We start from the raw sequence: 23,610 nt of genomic DNA, 5'->3' as shown, positions 1-23,610 counted from the left end.
CTTCGGTCACGGCAAGTTTTTTCAACTTTTCACTTCGAATTGACATTGCCATCCAAATTTCACGCATGATTACTGAAACTCTTCATGAAATACGCACTCACCCTGCCTTGCGGATAGGTTCAGCCACGCCTGTCACCAGTGCGCTGATGTCTTTCTCAAAGGGAAGCGAGCCGTGGATCTCCGGATCGACTGTCGTGTCGAACAGCGCGGTGTAGCCATTGTTGAGATAGAGGCCCGCAGCCTCTGGCTGTCGAAAGCCAGTCGTCAGGTAGATCCTGCTGTAGCCTTGCCGCAGTGCCTGCGCTTCGAGTTCCGCCAACACGATACGCGCCAGTCCTTGCCGACGCAGCTCGACATGGGTCCAGACGCGCTTGAGTTCGGCGGTGCGCTCATCGTAGCGCTTGAAGGCGCCTCCGGCGATAGCCGTTCCGCCGCGCATCAGCAGGAGGAAAGCGCCGTGGGGTGGCGCAAACAGCTCGGCAGGATAGCGCGCCATTTCGGCGCCGGCCGGTTCACCCCAGTAATTGCCGTAGCGTGTCTCATATTCCCAGGTAAGCGCCTCGATCAGCGGTTGCGCGCGCGGATCGAGCGGCGTGGTGTAAAGAAAGCCGTCGGTCATGGCGCCTCGATTCCTTCAGGGGTTGGATGGCTGCCGTTGCGATCGGCCAGATAGCCCTGCACCAGATGCACCCAGTATCGGGCGGCATCGATCAGGATGTCGTCGTTGAAGTCGTAGCGCGGGCTGTGCAGATCGGCGCTGTCGCCATTGCCGATGAACAGATAACTGCCTGGCCGCTCCTGCAACATGAACGCGAAATCCTCACTGGCGGTGATCGGCCGGAAATCCGTCTCAAGCCGCCGCTCGCCGAAGTGCCGCGAGGCAACCTGCCGCGCGAACGTCGTCTCCCGCTCGTGATTGACCAGCGTGGAATAGCCACGCGGATAGCTGATCTCGACGCGCGCGCCGTAGCTTGCGGCCTGCGCTTCGGCCAGCGCGATGATGCGGGCCTTGATCTGCTCTCGCACGGTTTCGTTGAAGGTACGCACGGTCAGTTTCAGCTCGACGCTGTCGGGTATGACGTTGGCCGCGATCCCGCCGTTGATGGTGCCGACGGTCACCACTGCGGTCTCGAGCGGATCGACGTTGCGCGACACCACCGTCTGCAGCGCCAGCACCAGTGAAGCTGCGGCAACAACCGGATCGACCGCCTGCGCCGGCTTGGCGCCGTGGCCGCCCTTGCCGATGACGCGGATGATGGCGAGATCGACCGAAGCCATCGTCGGGCCGGGGCGAAAACCGAACTGGCCGGTTGGCACGCCAGGCCAGTTGTGCAGCCCGAAAACCGCATCGACGGGAAACCGCTCGAACAGGCCATCATTGATCATGGCACGCGCACCGGCACCGCCTTCTTCCGAAGGCTGGAAGATCGCCCGGAACGTTCCGGAGAATTTCCGCGTCTCGGCAAGATACCGCGCCGCGGCCAGAAGGATTGTCGTGTGGCCGTCATGACCGCAGGCATGCATGGTGCCGGGTGTCGTGCTGGCATAGGCAAGACCTGTCGCCTCGACGATGGGCAGCGCATCCATGTCAGCCCTTATGCCGATCGAGGCGTCGCCGTCGCCGTTGCGCAATGTGCCGACGACCCCGGTCTTGCCGACGCCGCGCGTCACCTCGTAACCCCAGGACTCCAGCAGCTCCGCGACCAGCGCCGAGGTCTTCACCTCGCGAAAACCCATTTCCGGCTCGCTATGCAGCTTGCGCCGCAGAGCGATGAATTCGTCGCGATAGGCAAGCAGCGTCGAAGCAACGTCATCCTTGACCGGAGCGGCGTGATGAATGGTCATCAGGCCGCGCGCTCCGCCGCGGATTTGGCTCCCTCACCGGACTGCTTGTAGCGGCTCTCCTTGAAGGGCAGGTCGAGATGATCACGCAGAGTCTTACCAGCGAGCTGGCTGCTGTGTCTGCCGCGCGCCTCGAGCAGCGGCAGGACATGTTCGACGAAGTCATCGAGACCTTCGGTGATCACCTGGAACGAAAGAACGAAACCGTCGGCGGCACCACCATCGACCCAGCGGATGATCTCGTCTGCGACCTTTTCAGGCGTGCCGATGAAACGCGTCCGTGGTGTTGCCACTTCCAGGGCAACCTCACGAAGCGTCTGCCCCCTTTCTCTTGCAGTCCGCTTGATACGATCGGTGGTCGAGCGGAAGTTGTTCTGGCCGATATCGCCCAGGTCGGGAAACGGCTCGTCGAGCGGATAGGCCGCGAAGTCGTGATGATCGAAGAAGCGGCCGAGATAGCGCAGCGCTTCCGGCACGCTGACGAGATCGCGGATCAACTGATATTTGCGCTCGGCCTCCGCCTCGGTCGCCCCGACGATCGGCGCGATGCCCGGGAATATCTTGATGTCGTCAGCAGCGCGTCCATGCGCTACGGCAGCGTCCTTGAGCCGCCGGGAAAGTGCCTTGTTTTCCTCGAAAGAGTCAGCGCCGGCAAAGACGGCGTCGGCATGACGGCCGCCCAGCGACACGCCGTCCTCGGAGGCACCTGCCTGAAACAGCACCGGCTGCCCTTGGGCGGAGCGGCCGAGATTGAGCGGCCCTTCCGCCGAATGGAACCGCCCCTTGTAGTTGAGGCGGTGCATCCTGGAGAAATCGACATATTGGCCGGTGTCGCGATCGCGAACGAAGGCATCGTCGTCCCAGGAGTCCCACAGACCCTTGACGATCTCGATATGCTCGGCAGCGATCTGGTAACGCAGCGCGTGCTCGGGATGCTTGTCGCGGCCATAGTTCTTGGCCGAACCCTCGAGCGGAGAGGTGACGGCATTCCAGCCGGCGCGGCCACCGCTCACAAGGTCCACCGAGCCGAACTGCCGGGCGACGGTAAACGGGTCGCTATAGGATGTGGAAAGCGTTCCGACCAGGCCGATGCGGTTCGTTGCCGCCGCCAATGCCGACAGGAGCACGATCGGCTCGAACCGGTTGAGAAAATGCGGGATCGACTGTTCGTTGACGTAGAGCCCGTCGGCCACGAACGCGAATGCGATGCCAGCCGCCTCGGCCTGTATGGCAGTCCTGACATAGTAGTCAAAATTGGTGCTTGCGTCGGCCGGCACGCTGGGGTGCCGCCAGGCATTCATGTGGCCACCAGGGCCTTGCAGCATGATGCCGAATGGAATGCGTTTTTCACTCATGCGCGAAATCCTTCTTCCTGGTCGGGCTGCGTCTTACGCGGCGACAGCCGAGCGTCGACGCGCCAGGAGCTCCAGCGTGGCGAGACGCCAGGAACCGTTGACGGCCGGTTCGACAATGAATTCGGCGATACCGTAACGATCGGCCAGGCGATCGAATTCGGCCCAGACCTGATCGGGCGTGCCAGCGATCACGCTCGATTGCTTCGGTTCGATGCGATACTCGGCGGCACCCACCTGCCGTGCATATTCCTCGGCCTGCTCCGCGCTGCCGACCGTTACGCTCTGCGCACCTGGCACATGCACCTTGAACAGCTTGGTGTTTTCCGCCTCTGCGATCGCCTCGCCGGCATATTCCGAAACGATAGCCGACACGGCGACGATCGGCGCCTTGCCGGCGATGCTGCGATAGCTCGATGCGACCGCGTCGAGCAGGGCGTCGTCACCGTTAAGGTGGCGGGCAAAAACGAACTCCCAGCCATGTGCCGCAGCAAGTTCGGCGCTATCGACACTGGCTCCGAGCAGGAAACGCTGCGGCGCAATCGTCGGCAAGGGCGTTGCGGCCAGTCCTTCGACTGGCCCCTGCCTGTCAAGATAGGCACCCAGTTCCGCGATCTGCTGGACAAAATCAGGTTTGCGCGACGGGTCGCGATCTGCCTGGAGCGCGCGGGTCGACAGCGGCAGGCCACCTGGCGCCTTGCCGACACCGAGGTCGACGCGGCCCGGCGCCAGCGAGGCAAGAAGATTGAAATTCTCCGCCACCTTGTAGGCGCTGTAGTGCTGCAGCATGACGCCGCCCGAACCGATCCTGATGCGGCTGGTGTGGGCAAGCAGATGGGAAATGAGGATTTCCGGCGACGAACTGGCGAGATCGGAAACGTTGTGATGCTCCGCGACCCAGAAGCGATGGTAGCCCAGGCGTTCTGCCAATTGCGCCAACGCGATGGTGCGCTTCAGCGCATCGGTCGGGCTGTCCCGACCGACCAGTGGGCTCTTATCGAGTGCACTCAAAACGTAGGACATGGCATCCCCTTCTTCGTCACCGTATCGCTCGATATTTTAGTCGATTAATTCCATAGATTTTATAGACTATTTGGCGAAATTGGCCGCTTATGGAGAAAAGCCTTTCAGCCGGCGCGCGAAATCCGGAATGGCTCGCTTCCCTTGATGAAAGGCAGCCGGCCGGCCTCTACGGATGAGGCGGCGGGATGAATTCACGCTCCACGAGAGCTGCGATGATCGGTTCGGCGCCGGCAATGAACTGCCTGCCACCGGCTTCGCCTGAAACCTGTCCAGACGTTTCACCAGGTCGGAGTATGAGAACAGGCAATGCCTGGTTCGCTTCTCCGAGCAAGGCGACAACCTCCGTACGCGGTCGTTTGAAGTCGACCCGTCGGATGTCCAGCAGGTCCTCAAGCGCAGGAAAAGAAGCAATGACGCCCTCGACCAATGCCGAATGACGGCAAAAGAAGCGTTGCTCGGGATACGCAGCATCCTCGAAGTCGGGAGAAAGCAGGAAAAGCTGCGGCTTGTGCAGATCAGTCGTCGTCAAAGGAATAATCCTGTTCTCTGCCGAGCAGCACTTGTCCCGGATGATGAAGCCGGAAGGGGCCATCGCCATGGAATGTTCGATGTCGATAATTCTTATGGAAATTGCGATTGCGGGAAAGAAAATCGCCTCTGTCCTCACCGTCAATATCGAATGTTTTTTGCGCTCCGCCTGGCCGGTTCTCGATCATTTACACTTGAGGATCATGCTGCCGAACGCGACGCCGACTGCTGGACGGTAAGATGGCCAGCCGACTTTCCCCGGCTCGACTTCACCTACGCGATCGATCTTTGCTCGAACCATTGCCACGGGGAAGTTCGCGCGTGTCGGCCGAAATCCTGCCGTTCAAGGAAACTGTCGGGAGCGGGCGAATGGAGGCTGCCTCCAATATCGACCCGTCACTCTTCGATTGTTTCGCTCTGCGATTATTTTTTACTGTCAGGCAAGGGAAAGCGACGCTAGAAGGCCCCGGCAATCAAGACGGCGCCACTGTAGCAGTACGGAACCGCCAGCCACTCGTACGAACTTCCACGCAAGTCGTTAAGAACAGGCTCCGCGAAAGCTGTGCATTTGCAGCGTTGTTTCCACGGTGTCTTAAGCGACTCGGTGTATCTCTTGGTTGCATACGTGCATGCCCCCAACCAATGAGGAATGACAGGATGGCTTCGATTTCGAAGGCTGCCCCCTCCCGGGCCGGCAGTAAGCTTCACACGGTTCCGCTGCTCTGTGCTGCAATCGTGACAATGGCCCTATCGGGCTGCAACTCCATAACCGACAGCAATGTAAAATCCGCGTCTGTTACCACGCAGGCGAGCCATGCCTTCACGGCGCAGGTCATCAAGCCTAAAGGCAAGATCGCGACGGTCAGCCGCCGCGCCACGGTGGCCAAGAGCACGCAGAACATTTCCGACAACGTGCGGTTCTATGGCCGTGCGCCACACATCTGCTCGCCAAGCGGCTTCGGACAGACCTCGCACTGTTTCCTCCGAACCTGACGTCAAACATGCTGAAGACGGAACCGGCAGTTGCTCGAACAACTGCCGGCTCTTGAGCGTTTCCGTTTTTCACGGAAACGCGGAAATGCTCTAGCTCTTTGTATTTACGCAATTCCAGACCGAAAACCGTTATACCCTTTCCCTGGAATTGCCCGGGTCAGCGCTTGAGTGCCAGTCTGTCCTCGACCTTGCCCAATTTTGCGACGACATAATCGCCCCGCCGCAGCTTGGTGATTTCATCACCCTTCCGGACCGGCGCGTTTGCGAAGACATACCAATCGCCCTTCGGCTCACGCTTCTGGAATATGACGTTGCCCTTCCTGCGGTGGCTGAAGCAGGTAAGAGCCGGCGCGGCGCCGATCTTGGCATACCAGTCGGCTTTGAAGCAAAGCCGGCCAGCATCGGTAATGAACCAGCTCCCTACCCCATAGGAAGCGTTCCTGCCCTTCCCCGTCCACGCCGAAAAACGGCGCTGCGGCACGGCAAAATAGCCGGCGCCGTCTTTCCATATCCATGACCGCTGGCTGTAGAGCCGATAAAGGTCTTCGTTGCTGAGCGGTTCGGCCTGTTTGATCGTGGCGGCGCTGGGCGCAGCCGAGGCGGCAACCGTTGCAGCGCCCGCCGCGCCGACCAGTGCCGCAACCATGATCAGTCCGTGTGCAATGGTCATCTCTTTTCTCCCACCCCTCGCCTCATTCAATTCGATGCTTCGCGCGTCTGCACCACGCGCCAGTTCGGCAGGCCGTACCCTTTCGGCCAGGGATAAACCTCGCGATCGTCGAAGTAGACGATGGCCTTCAACTCGGGAAATTCCGGATAGGATTTGGCGACGCTCTGTGCCCAATCCTTGACATAGCCGGCATCCCCTTCATAGCCGAGTTCTGCAACCATGATCGGCTTGCCGAAGCCTTTGACGCGGGCATATTTCTCCCGCATCTGCTCGACGAAACTCGTGTCATGGCCGATGACACCCTGGTCATAGGGTTGGTAGCCGAACACCGAGAGGCCGACGATGTCGACAAAGTTGGTGCCGGGATAGAATGCCTCCAGGCCTTCATTGCCCTTCGGCGACCACATGTATTTTGCGGTCTTGTTGTGCTCGCGGCACACGGTCACCATGCGTTGATAGGCTTTCGCATAGTCCGGCGGATTCCAGTGTGCCCAGGTGAACTGGTTGTCGGTTTCGTCCATTTCCTGTGCCCAGCGAATGGTGACATCGCTTTTCAGCTTCGCGGCCTCGGAGCAGACGGCAGCCATGTAGCCGTCGCGTTCACCGCTCAGGACGCTGTACAGCAATTGCGATGAAGACAGCCGCCAGTTGGGCGACCAAGACCATGGCTCGACGGTGATGAGCAGGGAACGCCCGCGTTTCTGCGCATAGTCGTCGGCCAGCGCGAGCGTGCGAAGATCGACATCTTCCCAGGGCAGGAACAGATGCTCGATCTTCGAATTGGCGTCGCTGCCGAAATCACCGTGAGGATCGTAGGCCCCGAAACCGACGGACGCCGGCGTGATCACCGGACGCTTGTCCGAAGGCATGGTTGCCGTCGCCGAGTTTTCGTTGGGAATGCCCAGGGGGCGTTGGTTGGCCGCGAGGCCCGCCCCGTTCAGCATCAGTCCCGCGCACGAGAGCGCGATAACCGCTAATTTCCTTCTCATGGTCGTTCTCCGCTATCATTGCGCACCGACCGGCGCTGGCGTCGGAAGCGGTACGGTTTTTGGGGTTGTCATCTCTTGCGCCACCGGCCGATAGGCCATCACCTTGGCGCTCACCGTGTCTTGTTCGACGAGCTTGACATACTCGTCGTCCTTGTCAGGCGCCGCGTGCTTGAACACATACCAGGCGCCTGACGGCTCCTTCTTTTGATAGACCGTGCCGTCATGAAGCTTGTGGCGGAAGCAGGTCTTTTTGGGGGAGCTGCCGCCCGGGCTGTGCCATACAGCCCGCAGGCACAACTGCCCGTCATTGGTCAGGGTCCAACGCCCCTCTGCCCAACTGGCATTGGCTCCGTTGCCAGACCAGGCCCGGAAAATGCGACCTTCTTCCTGGAAGCGTCCCGCGCCATCGCTCCACTGCCAGGTCTTGTCCCGATAAAGGTCATGTAGCTCAAGCGCAGTCATGACTCTCGCCTGAGCCGGCACCGCGCTTGGCTCCGCGGCAGCAGTAGCCGCTCCACCGCACAGTGCGAGACCGAAAGCCACGAGCGTCAACGGCCACGTGCCGAAAGCAACACCGCTGCGCCGCAGGCAATCGATGACATGAGTGTTCATCTGCGCCTCACTTTCCACGCACCATCCGAGGCAAACCGGAGGCTGTCTTTTCGAAATCCGGCTCGTCCGTTGTGGGGTTCGCCCATTCCGCGTGCTCGGAGCGTTGCCCGACCACCGAAACGTGGAAGCCTGCGGCGGACGCCGCGCCCGGTTCGATCGCATTGCGCAGATCGACGAGCACCGGCGTCCGCACCAGCCGCCTGAGACGGCCTAGGTCGATGCGGCGGATGCTGTCCCATTCGGTAAGCACCACCACCGCATCCGAATTGCGAGCGCATTCGTAAGGATCGTCAAGCAGGGTGACGTCCTCCAGCATGCGTGCGGCATTCTCCAGTCCGACGGGATCATAGGCACGGACGTTGGCCCCATAGCGCTGCAGTGTCTCGATCAGCGGCACCGATGGTGCCTCGCGCATGTCGTCGGTGTCTGGCTTGAAGGTCAATCCGAGCACGGCGATCGTCAGCCCCTCGACGTCACCACCGACAGCCTCGATGACCTTGAGCGCCATCTTGCGCTTGCGGGCCTCGTTGGCGACGATCGTTTCCTCCACGATGCGCAGAACCACGCCATAGTCCTGAGCGGTCCTCAGCAGCGCGAGCGTATCCTTGGGGAAGCAGGATCCACCGTAGCCTGGACCCGCATTGAGGAAGCTGGTGCCGATACGCCGATCAAGCCCTATGCCCAGCGCCAGCTCACCTACATTGCTGCCGACCTTCTCGCAGAGATCCGCCAGCTCGTTGATGAATGTGATCTTGGTAGCCAGAAAGGCGTTGGCGGCATATTTGATGAGCTCCGATGTACGCCTGTCCGTGAAGACGAGTGGAACATCGCCCAGCGACCCTTGGTAGAGTGCTGCCATCACAGCACGCGCACGACCGTCCTCGACGCCGACGACCACGCGATCCGGCCTCATGAAATCACCGATCGCCGCGCCTTCGCGCAGGAATTCCGGGTTGGACGCTACCGAAAAAGACCCGTAGGGACGCGCACGGGCGATGATCTTTTCCACCGCGTCGCCTGTACTGACAGGGACTGTCGACTTGACCGCGACCACCGCGCCTTCCGCCAGGAACGGCGCCATCTCGCGCGCCGCCATGTAGACGAACGAAAGATCGGCGTCACCCTGCCCTGCCCGCGAAGGCGTTCCGACCGCGATGAACACGACCTGCGCATTCGTCACCGCCGCGGCAAGATCACAGGTAAAAGCAAGTCGTTTCGCCGCCTGGTTGCGTGCAACCATCTTGTCGAGGTCCGGCTCGTAAATCGGCAATCGTCCTTTGAGTAGACCCGAGATTTTGTCGACGTTCTTGTCGACGCAGATCACCTCATGACCCCATTCAGCAAAGCATGTACCGCTGACGAGGCCGACATAACCGGTTCCAATGACTGCGATCTTCATGGCATCCAACGCCCTGCGGCGCCTCCATTTAAGCACTCATTCCGTCGTATCTTCGATCGCCCAGCGCCAATGCGGCCTGAACACGGTTTTTCGCACCTCCGTCCGGCCGATACCGGCACCGGCAGCCGAATAGCGCTCCTCGAAAAGCTGAAGATGTTGCGTGCCCCAGGCGAGAACCTCGACACTCTCGCGGCCATGCAGGACAGCAGCAAACGCTGGCAGCGCGATCATGGAGAGAACGCCTGCGGTCACCGCCGGGCGATAAAACCGGCTGACCGTCCTCAAACGATTTTCACGACCATGCCTGGCCAGGATGACGACCGTCAGCAGGGTGTAGAAAACGCTGTTGATGATTGCGAAAAGATAGAAACCGCGACCAGCGTTGGCGTCATCGATCAACAAGGCCGGCAAGGCGGAGCCTACGGCGATCGCCACGTAGGGCGCGTAGACCCTGAACGGCAACGGATCGACTTCCGAAGTTCCCTTGGGGGTAACGCGAAACTCGACAAAGGTTCCGGTCATCCAGTCGCGCAGAGCAGAGACGCTGCCAGCGAGTGCCCATGGCCAGCGGGCCAACAGGAAGAATGCGCTTTCCCAGCTCCAGATCTTGGCATCGACGGGCCTGAAACAGCCTGCGGCGCGCCAACGGAAGCACAGTCCGATAAGGACCAGCCATTGCGGCAGGAAATGCATCAGGAAATCCGGATAGGTGACCGCCACGAAATTTTCGTCGCGAAGCAGCGCAATGACCGGTGTCGCCACCATCAGGGCCATCAACGAAGAAAAGAGCGGATACCAGAGCTGGGAAAACAGGAACTGGAACTGCAACCGTCGCGGCAGGTGAGGCACGTAGATCGGCGAATGTTGCAGCAGCAACGTCACCAGGCTGCGCGACCACTGGAATTCCTGGGTGACGAGATCGGCAAAGGTACTGGGACCATCACCATGTGCGATCGCGTTCACCGCATGGATTCCGCGCCAGCCATGCGCGTTCATCATCAACGTCGTCGAATGATCCTCGGCCAGTTCCGGCCCCAGGCCACCGATTTCCTTGAGCGCTGCGGTGCGCACCGCGTAGTGTGATCCGAAGCAGAGCGGAGCGAGCCCGGCGTTGTGGCCAACCTGCATCGCCCCATGAAGGCTGGCCTCTGCATAGAGCCGCCCCCGCGCCGACCAGCTTTGGCGAGCATTGCGGTCGCAGATACTCGGCGCAGAGACATAACCGATCGAAGGATCGGCGAACGGCCGCAGCATGTTCCACAGATAGTCGGGCTCCGGCACATGGTCGGCGTCCAGCTGCGAGACAAAATCATAGCGGTCATAGCCATAGTGGTCGTAGAAAAAAGCGAGGTTGCCTTCCTTGCAGCGTGTGCGGCGCGGCCACGTAGCGCGGTGATAGTCGGCCCGCCCGCGGCGGGTTGAAACGAACACGCCATGACGACGGCACCAGTCGATCACTGCAGGTGATGGATCCTCGTCGGCAAGCCAGGTGTCGTGCGGAACGGTCTGGGCCAGCATCGCACGCAACGTCTCGGCAACGATCGAGAACGGCTCCGACGGAGCCTTGGTCACCACCATCGCGACGCGGCTGCCAGCAGGTATTCGCAAGGGGCCAACAGATTGCCGGGCACCCGCAAAAACGACGATCAGATAGACCGGCATAAGCGTGATCCAGGCCAGTTCGTAGGTGGTCAAAGCACTTCCGAACAGGCTGAAATGATGGGATGGCTTGAACCACCAGATCCAGAAATAAAGCAGGGCTGCTAGCCACAATGTCACGCCGACGAAGTACTCTGCACGGCGATAACCGCGGAGAACCGGCGCCAGCAACGGCTTCTGGCTGAGGCGAAGGCCGCGAGTCTCGCTGGTGGTACACGCCGTCATGGGCACGCTCCCAATCCGAAGAACGGTGCCGCTGTGCGCACAATGGTGTCGAGATCTGAGTATTGCGGCGAGAAGCCAAGTGTCGAGCGGGCGAGACTTGGATCGGCGTAAAGCACGGGTGGATCACCGGCGCGACGCGGCTGGATCGCGATGGGGACACTGTGCCCGGTGACGCGATCGATGGTTTCGAGGATTTCGAGGATCGAGGCACCACGCCCGGTGCCGAGATTCACGGCGAGATTGCCGCCACCCCGCGCCAGATGCTCGTAGGCGAGTACATGTGCCCAGGCGAGATCACTGACGTGGATGTAGTCGCGGACGCAGGTGCCGTCGGCTGTGTCATAATCGTCACCGAATACTTCGAGCCTTTCGATGCGGCCGGCGGCGGCCAGCAACGCCCGCGGAATGAGATGCGTTTCGGGATCATGCCATTCGCCAAGTTCACCTTCGGGGTCCGCCCCGCAGGCATTGAAATAGCGCAGCGCCACATAGTGCAGGCCAAAGGCAGTGGCGTAGTCGGCCAGCATCTGTTCCGCCATCAGCTTCGTCTTGCCGTAGGGATTGATCGGGACCTGCGGCATGCTTTCGGCGATCGGAAGACTGGCGGGCACGCCATAGGTGGCGCAACTGGAGGAGAAGATGACCTTTTCCAGGCCCGCCTGCCGGGCGGCGTCGAGCAGCGACAACATGCCCGCGACGTTGTTGTGGTAATATTTCGAAGGATCCTCGACGGATTCGCCGACATAGGCGGAGGCAGCAAAATGAATGGCGGCCGTCGGTTGAAACAGTTCCATCGTGCGCGTCAGGTGAACGGTATCCAGCACATCACCGTGCACGAATGGGCCCCAGCGCACCGACGAACGGTTGCCCGTTGCCAGATTGTCATAGACGACGGGCTCCAGGCCTCTCGACCGCAGCAGCTTGGCTGTGTGGCTTCCGATGTAGCCGGCACCGCCGGTGACGAGGATACGCCGGCTGCCCATCATGCCACCTCGGTAAGCTTGCGGCGTTCCGCAGCGAGGACGGCTTCGAAATAGGCTATGGTTCTTTTCAACCCCTCCGCCAGCACCACCCTTGGCTGCCAACCGAGTTCGTGCATCGCCAGCGAAATGTCGGGACGCCGCTGACGCGGATCGTCTGTCGGCAGCGGGCGGTGGACGATGCGCGACCGCGACCCAGTCAGGGCAAGAACCTGGCCGGCGAGTTCGGCGACTGTAAACTCGACCGGATTGCCCAGATTGACTGGTCCCGTCAGTGACGCCGGTGACGCCATCATGGACAGGAAGCCGTCAACCAGGTCATCGACAAAGCAGAAGGAACGCGTCTGCGAACCATCGCCGTGAATGGTGATATCCTCGTCCCGGAGAGCCTGGACTATGAAATTGGAAATAACGCGGCCATCGTCAGGCCGCATCCGCGGCCCGTAGGTATTGAAGATGCGGACAATCTTGATTTCGACGCCGCGGATCCTGCTGAAGTCGTGGAACAACGTCTCGGCGCAACGCTTGCCTTCATCGTAGCACGAGCGCGGCCCGAAGGGATTGACGTTTCCCCAGTAGCTCTCGACCTGCGGATGAACATTCGGATCGCCATAGACCTCTGAAGTCGAGGCCTGAAGGATGCGCGCGTTGTAGCGGGCAGCATTTTCCAGCAGGTTCAGAGCGCCAAGCACACTGGTCTTGGTGGTATGGATCGGATCGGCCTGGTAGTGCGGCGGTGAAGCCGGACAAGCGAGATTGTAGATCTCGTCGACCTTCAGATCGATCGGGTCAACGACATCGTGACGAAGCAATGTGAAGGCCCCCGACGACCTGAGGTGCCGGACGTTTTCCGGCCTGCCCGTGGAGAAATTGTCGATACAGACGACCCGATGTCCTTTGCGGATCAGGAGCTCGCACAAATGCGAGCCCAGAAACCCCGCACCACCGGCAACGAGAATTGTCTTGGAAGATTTGGGACGCGGCGGCGTCAAAATGTCATTCCAAGCCGGCTCAATATTTGCCGGCTCGGAATGAAACAAATAGTTGGTTACTCTACTCAACAACGCCTCCAACGATTTTACGCAAACTCAGATTTTTGCTTTTTTGTTTTCAAATTTCAGAATTTTTTCCAAATATTATTTGGATACACCCCCTCAAGACACCAATATTTAACGATGTTAATTGGTAATTAGACATTAAATATTTAGAGCATATGTTCCTGGAGCTGTCGTTATCCTTGAATCCGAGATGTTATCCTGGTGTACATTTCTCTCAGCCAAATCTGGCGACGACGCGTATGTGAAATGCGGCCCGGTCTGGATGATTCCGCGACCACAAATTGTCGCCATGAATCTGGGGCATGTAGAAAAAGCCGACTTTTACTCTGCAACTTTTTGAAAGGTTGCAGCGTTTGTTCGGCGACATGGTCTGGGTTGGAGATCTTGAATGAGCGATCGTTCAGACCAGCCTGATAGGTTGAACGCGTCAGCCGACCCGGAAGGGACGCCTCGCGTGGAGCGGCGGCGTTGGCCACGCGACACCGATCAGACGAATGATGCGGTTTTCTCCGCGCCGCCAGCCCTCACACCGCTGCGCTTTTCAACAGCACAGTTCGAACCGGCAGAACAATTCAGCATCTGGCGCTCTCATCTGGAGCCCATAGTCGAAGTCAATCTGCCCGACGGGGTAGCCCCGCAAAATGGTTTTGCTGCTGAACATACCGCCTGGAACCTTGGCAAGATGCTGCTCGTGCGGCAGCGCACCGATGCATATCGTTACGCACGGTCGGCTGAAAAACTGCGTTCGAGCTCTATAGATCATTGGTACATCGGCATTCCACACAGGGGAAACGCCTGGACCGAGGTCGATGGCCATGTCGTGGAAAGCCGCCGCGATACCGTCACATTTCGTTCGCTCGGCCACCCTTATCGGGGACGGGCCACCGAAAGCGAGGTGACCCTGCTCTACATGCCGTACGACCTGTTCGCCGGCAACGCGGGCATGCTGGTCGCGGCCAACAATTCAGTCTTCACGGGCAACTACGCAACCCTTTTGATCGACTATATCGGCAGCGTCGAAACAAGGCTGCCGACACTTGTGGCGAGCGACCTCGTGAAGATCGTGTACACAATACGAGACATGCTCGTCACCTGCCTTGCAGAAGCAGCAGCCAATCGCCAGAACGGCGTCAATCCGCTGACATTGAGCGCGATGGAACGGGTGCACCACTACATTCACAGCAACCTCGGCTCGCAGGACCTCAATCCCGACAGCATCTCTCGTGCGATGGGCATCTCCCGTACGCGTCTCTACCAGCTGTTCGAGGCAAGCGGTGGCGTTCTCAACTACATACGCAGGAAGCGCCTGCAGGATGCCTACGCGGCGCTCAGCGATCCGGCCAACAACCAGCGCGTATTGGACATTGCCGAGGAGGCAGGCTTTGACGTCGCGGCGAATTTCACGCGCGCGTTCATCCACGAATTCAGGCTAAGCCCGAGCGATGTCCGGAAGGCCGCCACCGGCCAGTTGCCTGCCGTTACCCACATCGATCAATCGCCGACGCCGACTTTCGAAAAATGGCTGCGAGAACTCGGGCGCTGACATCGAGGCGATATGGCCGCCATGCGATCGTCTCTCCAGCCGACCCCATAGAACTTGTCATTGATCGCCTGGATCCATGGCATGTTCCGCCAACCAATCCCATACCCCCTGTACATCGACATCCCTGAGCCGGTCCCGAGTGGACAAGGCGTACCACGCGCGGCCCGTTTCGAGGGCGTGGCCATAAGGGCGCACGAGAGCCCCTGTTGCCAGCGCAACCTCGACCAGCGGCAGGCTGCCCAGCGCCACGCCCTGGCCAAGTTCGGCCGCCGCAAGTGCAAGATCACAGTCGCTGAAGTTGCTGCCGTGCCAGCTGCCATTCGCTTCGACGCCGGCGCCCCTGAACCAATCAGCCCAGCCAAGCGGCCGCTCGTCATGGATGAGCGGAACGCCAAGCAGGTCGGATGGTTCGTCCAGTGTTTCCGCCAGCGCCACAGTCGCAACCGGTGACAGGATGTCCTTTGCGATCCGCAGGCTCTCGTAACCCTCTGGCGGCACTTCGGCGTGGATGATCGCCAGGTCTATTTCCATCGTCTGGAAATCGATCGCTGTCCCGCTGGTGTCGAGCCAGGGCTCGCAGGCCGGTACAGCCGCCTGCAAGGAAGACAAGCGATGCAGCAGCCAACGTCGGCTGAAATCCCGCGGCGCATAGATGACGACGCTACCCGGCTTTCGATAGGGCTCCAGACGCCGGTAGCCCTCTTCCATCAATTCGAGGCAGCGGCGTACCGTGCGCTGATAGTCGCGCCCAGCATCCGTCAACCGAACTTCTCGACCGATGCGCAGGAACAGCGGTTGTCCGACATGACCTTCGAGCAGGCGCATCTGATGGCTGATTGCCGACTGGCTGAGGCCGAGCTCCTCGGCGGCGCGGCTGAAGCTTTCGAGCCGAGAAGCCGCTTCGAATCCCTTCAGGAATTGCGTGGGAGGAATATGCCGGAACCGCGCCATACATGAATTCCATTCAATAAAAGCAGGAATCCTTCTCAGTTGTATAGGATCGGCATCGGCATAACAATGAGCTCCATACATGAATGGAGAGTTTTGATGAATGCCATCGAGTGGCCGGCGCAGCGGCTGAAATTTCGTCGGCCGGCGGAATTCGAGCCGCATGCGAAGACGTGGATGGCTTGGCCCCACCGCCAGGACTTGTATGGCGCCAATTTGCCGGCAATGCAGCAGGCCTATGCCGATGTCGCCCATGCCATTGCTCAGTTCGAACCCGTCAGCATGGTGGTTCATCCCGATCACGCCAAGGATGCTCATGCCCAGCTTGGAAAAGACATCGATGTCGTGGAGATCCCGATCGACGATTGCTGGATCCGCGATTCAGGCCCGACCTTCCTGAAGCTTGCCGATGGCAACCTCGGTGGCGTGTCCTGGCGCTTCAACGCCTGGGGCTGCAAGCACGAACCTTATGATCAGGACAATGCGCTGGCCGAACGCATCCTGGCTCGAGAAGATGCACTTGCCCTTCGTTCCTTCCTCCATTGTGAAGGTGGCTCGCTGACCACCGACGGCGAAGGAACGCTGATCGTGACCGAGACCAGCCTGCTGCATTCCAACCGCAATCCTGGCGTGTCGAAGGCGTGGGTGGAGAAGGAACTCGTCCGCATGCTCGGCCTCGAAAAGGTCGTGTGGCTGCCAGGCGACCCGCTGGATCTCGAAACGGATGGCCATGTCGATGGCATGTGCTGCTTCGTCCGACCCGGCGTGGTGATGTTCGAATACAATCCCGACCCGGCGGACCTGCATGGGCGCATCCTTGCCGACAATCTTGCGGCCCTGCGCAGCCAGACCGACGCGCGCGGGCGCAGTTTCGACGTCATCCCCATTCCCGAGGCTTACGATGTCGAGGCGACCAGCGACGTGTTCGCACGTTCCTACATCAACTTTGCCATTGCCAACGGCGGCATCGTCATGCCGACCTTCGGCCGTCCTTCGGGTGAAGAGGCCATGGCAGCGGTCGCACGCGCCTTCCCGGATCGACGCATCGTCACCGTCGACGTCGGCGCTGTCGTGCCCGCCGGAGGCGCCATCCACTGCATCACCCAGGAACAGCCCCTGTAATGGACGAACGAAAGGAGCCATCATGGACACGTCGTCACGTCATCACGGCAGCAGCAGGATTGGCGCTCATGCCTGAGATCGCGATCAAGTCGGCGAACGCGGAAAGCCGGAAGGTGACTGTTCCCTCCGAGGCTGAACCGCATGCCAGGACCTGGATGGCCTGGCCAAGCACGCCGGCCGTTTATGGCGGGCCGGGCGCTTATTACGAAAGTGTCCAGGAGACGCTCGGCCGCCTGGCGGCAGCCATCGCCGAGAACGAGCCGGTGACAATGGCCGCGGCTGCGGAACATCATGCTCTTGCGGCAGAGCTGTGTGGTCCTGAAGTCGAGCTCATCGACATCGCGACCGACGACATGTGGATGCGCGATTCCGGACCGGTGTTCGTGCGAACTTCAGGTGGCACGATTGCCGCGGTCGATTTCCGCTTCAATGGCTGGGGCAACAAGCAGGCGCATGCGCATGATGCCGAGATCGCTTCCAGCGTCGCCAAGTCTGTCGGGGCCGATCGTCGGGTCTTTTCGATCAGAGGCGAAGGGGGCGGCATCGAATATGACGGCCACGGCACCTTGCTGCTCACCGAGAGCTGCTGGGTCAACGACAACCGGAACCCCGGGCTCGGTCGCGCCGAGATCGAGCAGCACCTCAAGAAGACGCTCGGCGTCGAGGTCGTGGTCTGGGTCCCTGGCGTCCGCGGCAAGGACATCACCGACGGGCATATCGATGGTTCGATCCGCTTCGTGAAACCCGGGCTGCTCGTGGCCAGTAGTTGGCCAGGCGATACGTCCGAATGGGGTCGGGCTCACGAAGAGGCGCTCGCCATCCTGGCCAAGGCCAAAGATGCCCGCGGCCGTGCTTTCGAGGTGATTTCAATTCCCTCCGCCACGAATGCGCGCTCCACGAGCGAGGACTTCCTGACCAGCTATGCCAACTACTATGTCGGCAACGGCGCGCTCTACACGCCGCAGTTCGGCGACAGGAAAGCCGATGCCTTTGCCAGGGAAACGCTCGGCCGGCTGCATCCGGAGCGCCGCATCGTGCAGCTCGATATGGACCGCATCTACGAGAACGGCGGCGGCATCCACTGCGTCACACAACAGCAACCCCGATAAGGTGAACCATGCGTCAGCTGATTGCAGCCGCCGTCCAGATTTCCTGCACCGACGAGATCGAAGCCAATCTCGACAAGCTTGAACACCATGTCCGCGCGGTTGCAAGGCGCGGTGCCCAGCTTGTCGTTCTGCAGGAACTGTTCGAAGGTGTCTATTTCTGCATGGACGAGGACAAACGTCACAATGTCCGTGCCCGCCCCCTCGACGGCCATCCGACCGTCGCTCGCATGGCTGCCCTGGCGCGTGAAACAGGCACCGTTCTACCCGTGTCCCTGTTCGAGCGCGACGGTTCGAGATTGTTCAACACACTGGTGATGATCGACGCCGACGGCAAGGTGCTCGGCCATTATCGCAAGAGCCACATTCCCAACAGCCCCGGCTATTCCGAAAAGCTCTACTTCGCCGATGGCGATACCGGTTTCAGGGTCTTCGAAACCGCGGCCGGCAAGATCGGCGCGGGTGTCTGCTGGGACCAGTGGTTCCCCGAAGCGGCACGCGCCATGGTGCTGATGGGCGCCGAGGTGTTGGTCTACCCCACCGCCATTGGTTCGGAACCGTCCTATCCCGGCTGGGACTCGAGAGACCATTGGCAACGTGTCATGCAAGGCCACGCCGGCGCCAATCTTACTCCGGTCATTGCCGCCAACCGGATCGGCGTTGAAAAGGGTGAAATGAACGAGGTGGTGTTCTACGGCTCGTCCTTCATCACCGACCACACCGGTGCCAAGCTTGCCGAAGCCGACCGTGTCTCCGAGAGCGTGATCACGGCCGCTCTCGATCTCGATGAGATCGCGGCTGCCCGCCGCAGCTGGGGCGTGTTCCGCGATAGACGTCCCGATCTCTATCAGGCGCTTCTGGAAACAACACCGGAGCGGCTGCTCACCAAGGATGCTGCATAGCGCATGCGCCAACGGCGGCGGCGTTGACGACTATCGGAGCGTCCACACAGTTCAAGCGACGCTCTGATTAAACGGCTCCGGCAACGATTCGGAGCCCACGAGAGCGTTTCCGTTTTTTTACGGAAACGCGGAAACGCTCTAACTCTTTGTTTTCACGCAATTCCGGACGGAAAACCGCTACGCACTTTTCCTGGAATTGCACCAAGGGAGGAAACGATGAAACTCTGGCCCGCGCTTGCCGCGGCATGCCTTTTTGCGACCTCGGCTCCGGCCGAAGAAAAGGTGCTGCACCTCTATTCCTGGGAATCCTACTTCGGACCCGACACCATTTCCAAATTCGAAAAGGAAACCGGCATCAAGGTCTCCTATGACCTGTTCGATTCCAACGACATGGTCGAGACCAAAATCCTCACCGGCGGTTCCGGCTACGACGCCATCACCATCAACCTGTCGCCGCACCTGCAGCGTGAATTGCCCGTGGGCGTCTGGGCCACGCTTGACAAGAGCCGGCTTTCCAACCTGTCCAATCTCGACCCGGCGGTGGTCGCGCGCGTTGACGAGATCGACAAGGGCGGCGCGCATGGTGTGCCCTGGATGTGGGGCACGACCGGTGTCGGTTACAATATCGACAAGATCAAAGCCATCATGCCCGATGCACCGGTCGACTCGCTGCGCATGCTTTTCGACCCGGAAGTCGTCAGCAAATTCGCCCCTTGCGGCGTCACCATGCTCGACGATTCCGAACAGGTCCTGGGCCTCGCGCTGATCTATCTCGGCCTTGACCCGGACACCACCAATCCCGGAGAATTGCAGAAGGCGGTGGACGTCGTCACCAACATCCGCCCTTATGTGCGCAAGTTCCACAGTTCCAGCTACATCAATGACCTTGCCGAGGGGGATGCCTGTGTGGCGCTCGGCTTCTCCGGCGACATGCACATCGCCGACATCCGTGCCAAGGAAGCGAAACGGCCGTTCTCGATCACCTATCGGCTGTCGAAAGAAGGCAATCTGATGTGGGCGGACGTGCTTGCCGTGCCGAGCGACGCGCCGCACCCGGAGGCCGCGCACGCCTTCATCGATTTCGTGATGCGGCCCGAGATTGCCGCATCGGCCGCCAGGGACACCGGTTTTTCGACCGCGAACAAAGCCGCGCTTGCCTTGCTCGACGAAAAGCTGCGCAACGACCCGGATCTCTATCCGTCCGCGGAAGCTCAGAAGCGCTTTCATCTTCCCAAGGCGCTCGACCAAAAGGCCTTGAAGATGTGGTCCAAGGCATGGAACCGGGCCAAGGGCCTGGAATGAAATGCCAAGACGAATTTGCCGCCGCCCGGCATTCTATTCGTCGACCAACCCTTCCAGTCGGTCGATCCAGAATGGACTGGACGTGGCGATGAAATCGTAGCCGAAACGCCGCGATTTCTTGATATCCGCCAATTGCTCCGGCGCCGTGATTTCGCGGCGCCGGCCATGCCCCAGCCAGAAGACGCGCAATTTCAGCACATCCAGCGCATGGCGGGTCGTCGCGTGGTCGAGATCCGACCCGTGATCCTCGTAGACGAAAACGGTATCTCTGCCGAGCAACCGCGTTGCGCCTGAGAATGCGGCTATCTCCACCCCCTCGACGTCGAGCTTGACCACGAATTTGTCGAGCCCGGCAAAAAGCGGCAATTCGGCGAGATCGTCGACGCTGATCGTATCGCATTCGAGAATGGGCCGCGAGCCATCGGCAGGATCGACGGTGGTGCGCGCCTCGTGTTTTGCGCCGAAGATGCGTACATGCTCACCACTCACCGCGCCGATAGCCCGGTTCAGGGCGCTGTAACGGCCGCCGTTGAGCGAACGGTTGTCTTCCAGCACGCGAAATGTATCCGCCGCCGCCTCGATTGCCACAGTCGGCTTGTTGCCGGCCTCAGGACCGCTCGCCAGGATCGACCAGTAGCCGTAGTTCGCGCCGCCATCGATGAAGCCGTAGTCGACGTCGCGCACAGCATCGAGCAGCGTCATCATCGAGCGCTCGTACGAATAGTCGGGCAAAAGCAGGATCGACCAGTAGGGATCGCAATAGGGAACGCGCATCGATGCGCCAGGTGTCAGCGCAAACACCATCGAGCGTTTGCTTGGCAGCAAGGCGCGTACGGCACGCGCCACGTAAGAAAACCCGAACTGGCGCAGCGGCAACAGGACCCGCATCGCCAGCCGCAGTGTCCGCAGGGCCACGGCCTCATGCATGCTCGCGCCGTCTATGCGACCGCTGCGTGCATTGATGACAATGTCTTTTGCCGGAGGCTTCAGCATGCGCGCTTCAATATCCGAGATCGTCTCCAAATACGATGCCACCAGCATACCCCAAGATCATGTCCCCCCAATGAGGCTTTTAGCCTCGACCGCCCTTACATCACGTTTGTTGCGCTTCTGCTTGGAAACCAACTGTTAACCTTACCAGCCGGCGTTGCCGAGCCTGATGGACCCACTGTCGATCCTCGACAATCTCGCAATGGCCATCCCAGGACACCGACATAGACGAAAATAATACCCGCCTCGCGCGGCCGCAGGCTTGACAGGATCGGCTTCTTTCTTATTTTACCGATTAGCTAATTAGCTACATGGGAAAATAAATGGATCAACTCAGCCTCACCTTCCATGCGCTTGCCGATCCCACCCGCCGCGCCATCCTGATGCGGCTGGCTGAAAGCGACGCGACCGTCAACGAACTGGCGGAGCCATTCGACCTCCGTCTCCCCACCATTTCGAAGCACCTCAAGGTGCTGCAGGAAGCATCCCTGGTCTCCCAGACCCGCGAGGCACAGCGACGGCACTGTCATCTCGAAGCCAAGGCCCTGAAAGAGGTGGCCGACTGGGTCTGGAACTACCGCACCCACTGGGAGGAAAGCTTCGATCGGCTTGATGCCTTTCTGAGCGATATCGCAGCAGCAGGAAAAGCCAGCAAGAACTAGACGAACGTCCGTCACCCACTCAACTAGCTGTTTTTATTATGAAATGGAGTGTTTTATGTCCAAGACCACATTTACCGCCGACACCGGCAAATACGAGATCGTCATGACGCGAACGTTCGATGCGCCGCGTGAACAGGTCTTCGCCGTCTACACTGACCCTAAGGCGATCCCGAACTGGTGGGGGCCAAGCTGGCTGACGACGACGATCGACAAGTTCGAACCGAGGCAAGGCGGAGTCTGGCGCTTCGTGCAGCGCGACAAGGCGGGCAACGAATATGGCTTCCATGGCGTTCACCATGAAATCACGGCCCCTTCCCGCATGGTGCGCACCTTTGAATTCGAAGGCATGCCGGGCCACGTCCTGCTTGAAACCGTCACCTTCGAAGACGTGGGCGGCAAGACCAGGATCGTCGCGCAATCGGTGTTTCAATCCATCGAAGCGCGTGACGGCATGGTGCAATCAGGCGCCGAATCCGGAGCCGTCGAGAGCTGGGATCGCCTGAACGCTCTGCTTTCCGCCTGAGTATCCGCAAACACGCAGAAAGCCGCCGCTCAGCAGGCGGCTTTTTCTTTTGTCAAACAGATACTTCCCGGCTTTTGGCGAGCCATACGGCGCAATGGCACACGAAATGATCGCGTCATCCGACTTGCCTGACATCCTTGACAGCTTCGTCGAAAGTCTGCGATGAAACGTTTCATCGCGTTCGGGAGGAAAGGACGCGATGGCAAATCGTGGAGGAAAACATGAAGTTCGGAAAGATTATCGCCGCCGGCATCCTGGCGGCTTCGCTGACCGTGCCTGCCGTCAGCTTTGCTGCCGACAAACCTGTTGTCGGCCTGGTCATGAAGTCGCTGGCCAACGAGTTCTTCAAGAACATGCTCGAAGGCGCCAAGGCGCATGAAGCCAAGCGCGGTGATTACACGCTGAAGGCTGTCGGCATGCAGTCGGAGACTGATATCGAGACCCAGATCAATGCCGTCGAGAGCTTCATCACCGAGAAGGTCGACGCGATCGTTGTGGCGCCGGCAGATTCCCGTGCGCTGGTACCGCCGCTGAAGCGCGCCATGGAAGCCGGCATCGTCGTGGTCAATTTCGACGTGGCGCTGGACGAAAAGGCCAAGCAGGAAGCCGGCGTAGATCTCGCCTTCGTCGGACCGGACAACCGCGCCGGTGCCAAACTGGCCGGCGATGCGCTCGCCAAGAAGCTTGGCGAAGGCGCCAAGGTCGTCATCATCGAGGGCAACCCCGGTGCCGACAACGCCGCGCAGCGCAAGCTCGGTTTCGAGGATGCGATCAAGGACGGCAAGCTCAGCCTGATCGATTCCCGCACTGCTCACTGGGAAACAGAGGAAGCCAATTCGGTCTTCGCCAACATGCTGACCGCCAATCCCGACATCAAGGGTGTGATGGCCGCCAATGACTCCATGGCCGTTGGCGTCGTCAAGGCCATCGAGGCCGCGGGCAAGACCGGGCAGATCGAGGTTGTCGGCTTCGACAACATCCCCGCCGTGCAGCCGCTGCTCAAGGAAAAGAAGATGCTGGCGACCGTCGACCAATTCGGTCAGCAGATGGCGGCCGATGCAATCGACAAGGCACTTGGCGTGCTCAAGGGCGGCGCGCCGCTCAAGGGCTGGGTCAAGACCGACATCAAGCTCGTCACCTCGGACGACGTGAAGTAACCTCCTCGACCTGCTGCCGCGCCCT

The 23,610-nt window shown here is 60.3% G+C and carries 23 protein-coding genes; 9 read left to right on the top strand and 14 right to left on the bottom strand.

All coding sequences use genetic code 11. The features are described 5' to 3' along the window. Nucleotides 1-97: 97 nt before the first annotated feature. The 5 genes from C1M53_RS17175 to C1M53_RS17155 form a co-directional block, all read right to left on the bottom strand. Nucleotides 98-619 (bottom strand): GNAT family N-acetyltransferase, encoded by a 522-nt coding sequence (locus tag C1M53_RS17175; protein ID WP_129413338.1) that lies wholly within the window; start codon nucleotides 617-619, stop codon nucleotides 98-100. Further along, entirely contained in the window at nucleotides 616-1,845 is a 1,230-nt protein-coding gene (locus C1M53_RS17170) for a M20 aminoacylase family protein (protein ID WP_129413337.1), read from the bottom strand. Before C1M53_RS17170 ends, C1M53_RS17175 begins: the two co-directional genes overlap by 4 nt. Continuing rightward, nucleotides 1,845-3,197, bottom strand: a complete 1,353-nt coding sequence (locus tag C1M53_RS17165; RefSeq protein ID WP_129413336.1) for an LLM class flavin-dependent oxidoreductase — start codon at nucleotides 3,195-3,197, stop codon at nucleotides 1,845-1,847. Before C1M53_RS17165 ends, C1M53_RS17170 begins: the two co-directional genes overlap by 1 nt. 33 nt (nucleotides 3,198-3,230) lie before the next feature. Further along, a complete protein-coding gene (locus C1M53_RS17160) occupies nucleotides 3,231-4,217 on the bottom strand; it encodes an MsnO8 family LLM class oxidoreductase (RefSeq protein ID WP_129413335.1) in 987 nt (328 codons plus the stop codon). Nucleotides 4,218-4,383: 166 nt separating this feature from the next. Further along, nucleotides 4,384-4,884, bottom strand: coding sequence for a DUF3088 domain-containing protein (locus tag C1M53_RS17155; RefSeq protein WP_348629992.1), 501 nt, complete (start codon nucleotides 4,882-4,884; stop codon nucleotides 4,384-4,386). Between the two features lie 518 nt (nucleotides 4,885-5,402). Here C1M53_RS17155 and C1M53_RS17150 point away from each other — a divergent pair. Continuing rightward, a complete protein-coding gene (locus C1M53_RS17150) occupies nucleotides 5,403-5,738 on the top strand; it encodes a hypothetical protein (protein WP_129413334.1) in 336 nt (111 codons plus the stop codon). A 157-nt stretch (nucleotides 5,739-5,895) separates the two neighbouring features. On the opposite strand, the gene C1M53_RS17145 is transcribed toward C1M53_RS17150, so the two are convergent. Genes C1M53_RS17145 through C1M53_RS17115 form a run of 7 tightly spaced genes read right to left on the bottom strand, consistent with a single transcriptional unit; the run spans nucleotide 5,896 to nucleotide 13,288 of the window. Beyond that, complete coding sequence (locus C1M53_RS17145; RefSeq protein ID WP_129413333.1) at nucleotides 5,896-6,408, bottom strand: DUF995 domain-containing protein; 513 nt, start codon at nucleotides 6,406-6,408, stop codon at nucleotides 5,896-5,898. 26 nt (nucleotides 6,409-6,434) lie between these two features. Beyond that, on the bottom strand, nucleotides 6,435-7,397 hold the full coding sequence (locus C1M53_RS17140; protein ID WP_129413332.1) for a glycosyl hydrolase: 963 nt from the start codon (nucleotides 7,395-7,397) through the stop codon (nucleotides 6,435-6,437). A 15-nt stretch (nucleotides 7,398-7,412) separates the two neighbouring features. Beyond that, on the bottom strand, nucleotides 7,413-8,009 hold the full coding sequence (locus C1M53_RS17135) for a DUF995 domain-containing protein (RefSeq protein ID WP_129413331.1): 597 nt from the start codon (nucleotides 8,007-8,009) through the stop codon (nucleotides 7,413-7,415). A 7-nt stretch (nucleotides 8,010-8,016) separates the two neighbouring features. Further along, nucleotides 8,017-9,408, bottom strand: coding sequence for a UDP-glucose/GDP-mannose dehydrogenase family protein (locus C1M53_RS17130; protein WP_129413330.1), 1,392 nt, complete (start codon nucleotides 9,406-9,408; stop codon nucleotides 8,017-8,019). A 36-nt stretch (nucleotides 9,409-9,444) separates the two neighbouring features. Then, nucleotides 9,445-11,292 carry a glycosyltransferase family 2 protein gene (locus C1M53_RS17125; protein WP_129413329.1) on the bottom strand — a complete coding sequence of 616 codons (1,848 nt, stop codon included), beginning with the start codon at nucleotides 11,290-11,292 and terminating at the stop codon, nucleotides 9,445-9,447. Then, nucleotides 11,289-12,275, bottom strand: a complete 987-nt coding sequence (gene galE / locus C1M53_RS17120) for a UDP-glucose 4-epimerase GalE (protein WP_129416222.1) — start codon at nucleotides 12,273-12,275, stop codon at nucleotides 11,289-11,291. The genes C1M53_RS17125 and galE overlap by 4 nt, the downstream gene beginning before the upstream one ends. Then, the gene (locus C1M53_RS17115; RefSeq protein ID WP_165358337.1) at nucleotides 12,275-13,288 is read right to left on the bottom strand and encodes a UDP-glucuronic acid decarboxylase family protein; all 1,014 of its coding nucleotides are present in this window, start codon (nucleotides 13,286-13,288) and stop codon (nucleotides 12,275-12,277) included. The genes galE and C1M53_RS17115 overlap by 1 nt, the downstream gene beginning before the upstream one ends. Before the next feature lie 430 nt (nucleotides 13,289-13,718). Here C1M53_RS17115 and C1M53_RS17110 point away from each other — a divergent pair, with 430 nt between their 5' ends. Then, the gene (locus C1M53_RS17110) at nucleotides 13,719-14,873 is read left to right on the top strand and encodes an AraC family transcriptional regulator (protein ID WP_129413328.1); all 1,155 of its coding nucleotides are present in this window, start codon (nucleotides 13,719-13,721) and stop codon (nucleotides 14,871-14,873) included. 57 nt (nucleotides 14,874-14,930) lie between these two features. Here the strand turns inward: C1M53_RS17110 and C1M53_RS17105 are convergent, their stop codons facing one another. Next, complete coding sequence (locus C1M53_RS17105; protein ID WP_129413327.1) at nucleotides 14,931-16,076, bottom strand: LysR substrate-binding domain-containing protein; 1,146 nt, start codon at nucleotides 16,074-16,076, stop codon at nucleotides 14,931-14,933. Between C1M53_RS17105 and C1M53_RS17100 the strand changes: the two genes are divergently transcribed. The 4 genes from C1M53_RS17100 to C1M53_RS17085 all read left to right on the top strand — a co-directional run bounded on the left by C1M53_RS17100 (nucleotide 15,999) and on the right by C1M53_RS17085 (nucleotide 20,253). Continuing rightward, entirely contained in the window at nucleotides 15,999-16,943 is a 945-nt protein-coding gene (locus tag C1M53_RS17100) for an agmatine deiminase family protein (protein WP_165358171.1), read from the top strand. The two genes, C1M53_RS17105 and C1M53_RS17100, sit on opposite strands and share 78 nt — an antisense overlap. Continuing rightward, entirely contained in the window at nucleotides 16,943-18,052 is a 1,110-nt protein-coding gene (locus C1M53_RS17095; protein WP_129413325.1) for an agmatine deiminase family protein, read from the top strand. Before C1M53_RS17100 ends, C1M53_RS17095 begins: the two co-directional genes overlap by 1 nt. 8 nt (nucleotides 18,053-18,060) lie before the next feature. After that, nucleotides 18,061-18,951, top strand: a complete 891-nt coding sequence (gene aguB / locus C1M53_RS17090; RefSeq protein WP_129413324.1) for an N-carbamoylputrescine amidase — start codon at nucleotides 18,061-18,063, stop codon at nucleotides 18,949-18,951. 216 nt (nucleotides 18,952-19,167) lie between these two features. After that, entirely contained in the window at nucleotides 19,168-20,253 is a 1,086-nt protein-coding gene (locus tag C1M53_RS17085) for an extracellular solute-binding protein (RefSeq protein ID WP_129413323.1), read from the top strand. 33 nt (nucleotides 20,254-20,286) lie between these two features. On the opposite strand, the gene C1M53_RS17080 is transcribed toward C1M53_RS17085, so the two are convergent. Then, nucleotides 20,287-21,288: an FkbM family methyltransferase gene (locus C1M53_RS17080; protein WP_165358170.1), complete on the bottom strand. Its 1,002-nt coding sequence runs from the start codon at nucleotides 21,286-21,288 to the stop codon at nucleotides 20,287-20,289. A gap of 278 nt (nucleotides 21,289-21,566) precedes the next feature. On the opposite strand from C1M53_RS17080, the gene C1M53_RS17075 reads away from it, so the two are divergent. The 3 genes from C1M53_RS17075 (at nucleotide 21,567) to C1M53_RS17065 (ending at nucleotide 23,585) form a co-directional block, all read left to right on the top strand. Further along, nucleotides 21,567-21,905 (top strand): metalloregulator ArsR/SmtB family transcription factor, encoded by a 339-nt coding sequence (locus C1M53_RS17075; protein WP_129413321.1) that lies wholly within the window; start codon nucleotides 21,567-21,569, stop codon nucleotides 21,903-21,905. 55 nt (nucleotides 21,906-21,960) lie between these two features. Beyond that, a complete protein-coding gene (locus C1M53_RS17070; RefSeq protein WP_207213011.1) occupies nucleotides 21,961-22,428 on the top strand; it encodes an SRPBCC family protein in 468 nt (155 codons plus the stop codon). Between the two features lie 221 nt (nucleotides 22,429-22,649). Further along, nucleotides 22,650-23,585 carry a sugar ABC transporter substrate-binding protein gene (locus C1M53_RS17065; protein ID WP_129413319.1) on the top strand — a complete coding sequence of 312 codons (936 nt, stop codon included), beginning with the start codon at nucleotides 22,650-22,652 and terminating at the stop codon, nucleotides 23,583-23,585. Nucleotides 23,586-23,610 lie beyond the last annotated feature (25 nt).

Origin of the sequence: Mesorhizobium sp. Pch-S (genome assembly GCF_004136315.1) — a bacterium.
In the GTDB taxonomy this organism is placed as follows: domain Bacteria; phylum Pseudomonadota; class Alphaproteobacteria; order Rhizobiales; family Rhizobiaceae; genus Mesorhizobium.
This window is presented reverse-complemented; position numbering and strand designations above follow the sequence as displayed.

Coding starts and splice junctions, on each gene's coding strand:
- C1M53_RS17175 (WP_129413338.1), bottom strand. CDS start 619: ATGACCGACGGCTTTCTTTACACCACGCCGCTCGATCCGCGCGCGCAA.
- C1M53_RS17170 (WP_129413337.1), bottom strand. CDS start 1,845: ATGACCATTCATCACGCCGCTCCGGTCAAGGATGACGTTGCTTCGACG.
- C1M53_RS17165 (WP_129413336.1), bottom strand. CDS start 3,197: ATGAGTGAAAAACGCATTCCATTCGGCATCATGCTGCAAGGCCCTGGT.
- C1M53_RS17160 (WP_129413335.1), bottom strand. CDS start 4,217: ATGTCCTACGTTTTGAGTGCACTCGATAAGAGCCCACTGGTCGGTCGG.
- C1M53_RS17150 (WP_129413334.1), top strand. CDS start 5,403: ATGGCTTCGATTTCGAAGGCTGCCCCCTCCCGGGCCGGCAGTAAGCTT.
- C1M53_RS17145 (WP_129413333.1), bottom strand. CDS start 6,408: ATGACCATTGCACACGGACTGATCATGGTTGCGGCACTGGTCGGCGCG.
- C1M53_RS17140 (WP_129413332.1), bottom strand. CDS start 7,397: ATGAGAAGGAAATTAGCGGTTATCGCGCTCTCGTGCGCGGGACTGATG.
- C1M53_RS17135 (WP_129413331.1), bottom strand. CDS start 8,009: ATGAACACTCATGTCATCGATTGCCTGCGGCGCAGCGGTGTTGCTTTC.
- C1M53_RS17130 (WP_129413330.1), bottom strand. CDS start 9,408: ATGAAGATCGCAGTCATTGGAACCGGTTATGTCGGCCTCGTCAGCGGT.
- C1M53_RS17125 (WP_129413329.1), bottom strand. CDS start 11,292: ATGACGGCGTGTACCACCAGCGAGACTCGCGGCCTTCGCCTCAGCCAG.
- galE (WP_129416222.1), bottom strand. CDS start 12,275: ATGGGCAGCCGGCGTATCCTCGTCACCGGCGGTGCCGGCTACATCGGA.
- C1M53_RS17110 (WP_129413328.1), top strand. CDS start 13,719: ATGAGCGATCGTTCAGACCAGCCTGATAGGTTGAACGCGTCAGCCGAC.
- C1M53_RS17100 (WP_165358171.1), top strand. CDS start 15,999: ATGGCTTGGCCCCACCGCCAGGACTTGTATGGCGCCAATTTGCCGGCA.
- C1M53_RS17105 (WP_129413327.1), bottom strand. CDS start 16,076: ATGGGCGACATCGGCATAGGCCTGCTGCATTGCCGGCAAATTGGCGCC.
- C1M53_RS17095 (WP_129413325.1), top strand. CDS start 16,943: ATGGACGAACGAAAGGAGCCATCATGGACACGTCGTCACGTCATCACG.
- aguB (WP_129413324.1), top strand. CDS start 18,061: ATGCGTCAGCTGATTGCAGCCGCCGTCCAGATTTCCTGCACCGACGAG.
- C1M53_RS17085 (WP_129413323.1), top strand. CDS start 19,168: ATGAAACTCTGGCCCGCGCTTGCCGCGGCATGCCTTTTTGCGACCTCG.
- C1M53_RS17075 (WP_129413321.1), top strand. CDS start 21,567: ATGGATCAACTCAGCCTCACCTTCCATGCGCTTGCCGATCCCACCCGC.
- C1M53_RS17070 (WP_207213011.1), top strand. CDS start 21,961: ATGTCCAAGACCACATTTACCGCCGACACCGGCAAATACGAGATCGTC.
- C1M53_RS17065 (WP_129413319.1), top strand. CDS start 22,650: ATGAAGTTCGGAAAGATTATCGCCGCCGGCATCCTGGCGGCTTCGCTG.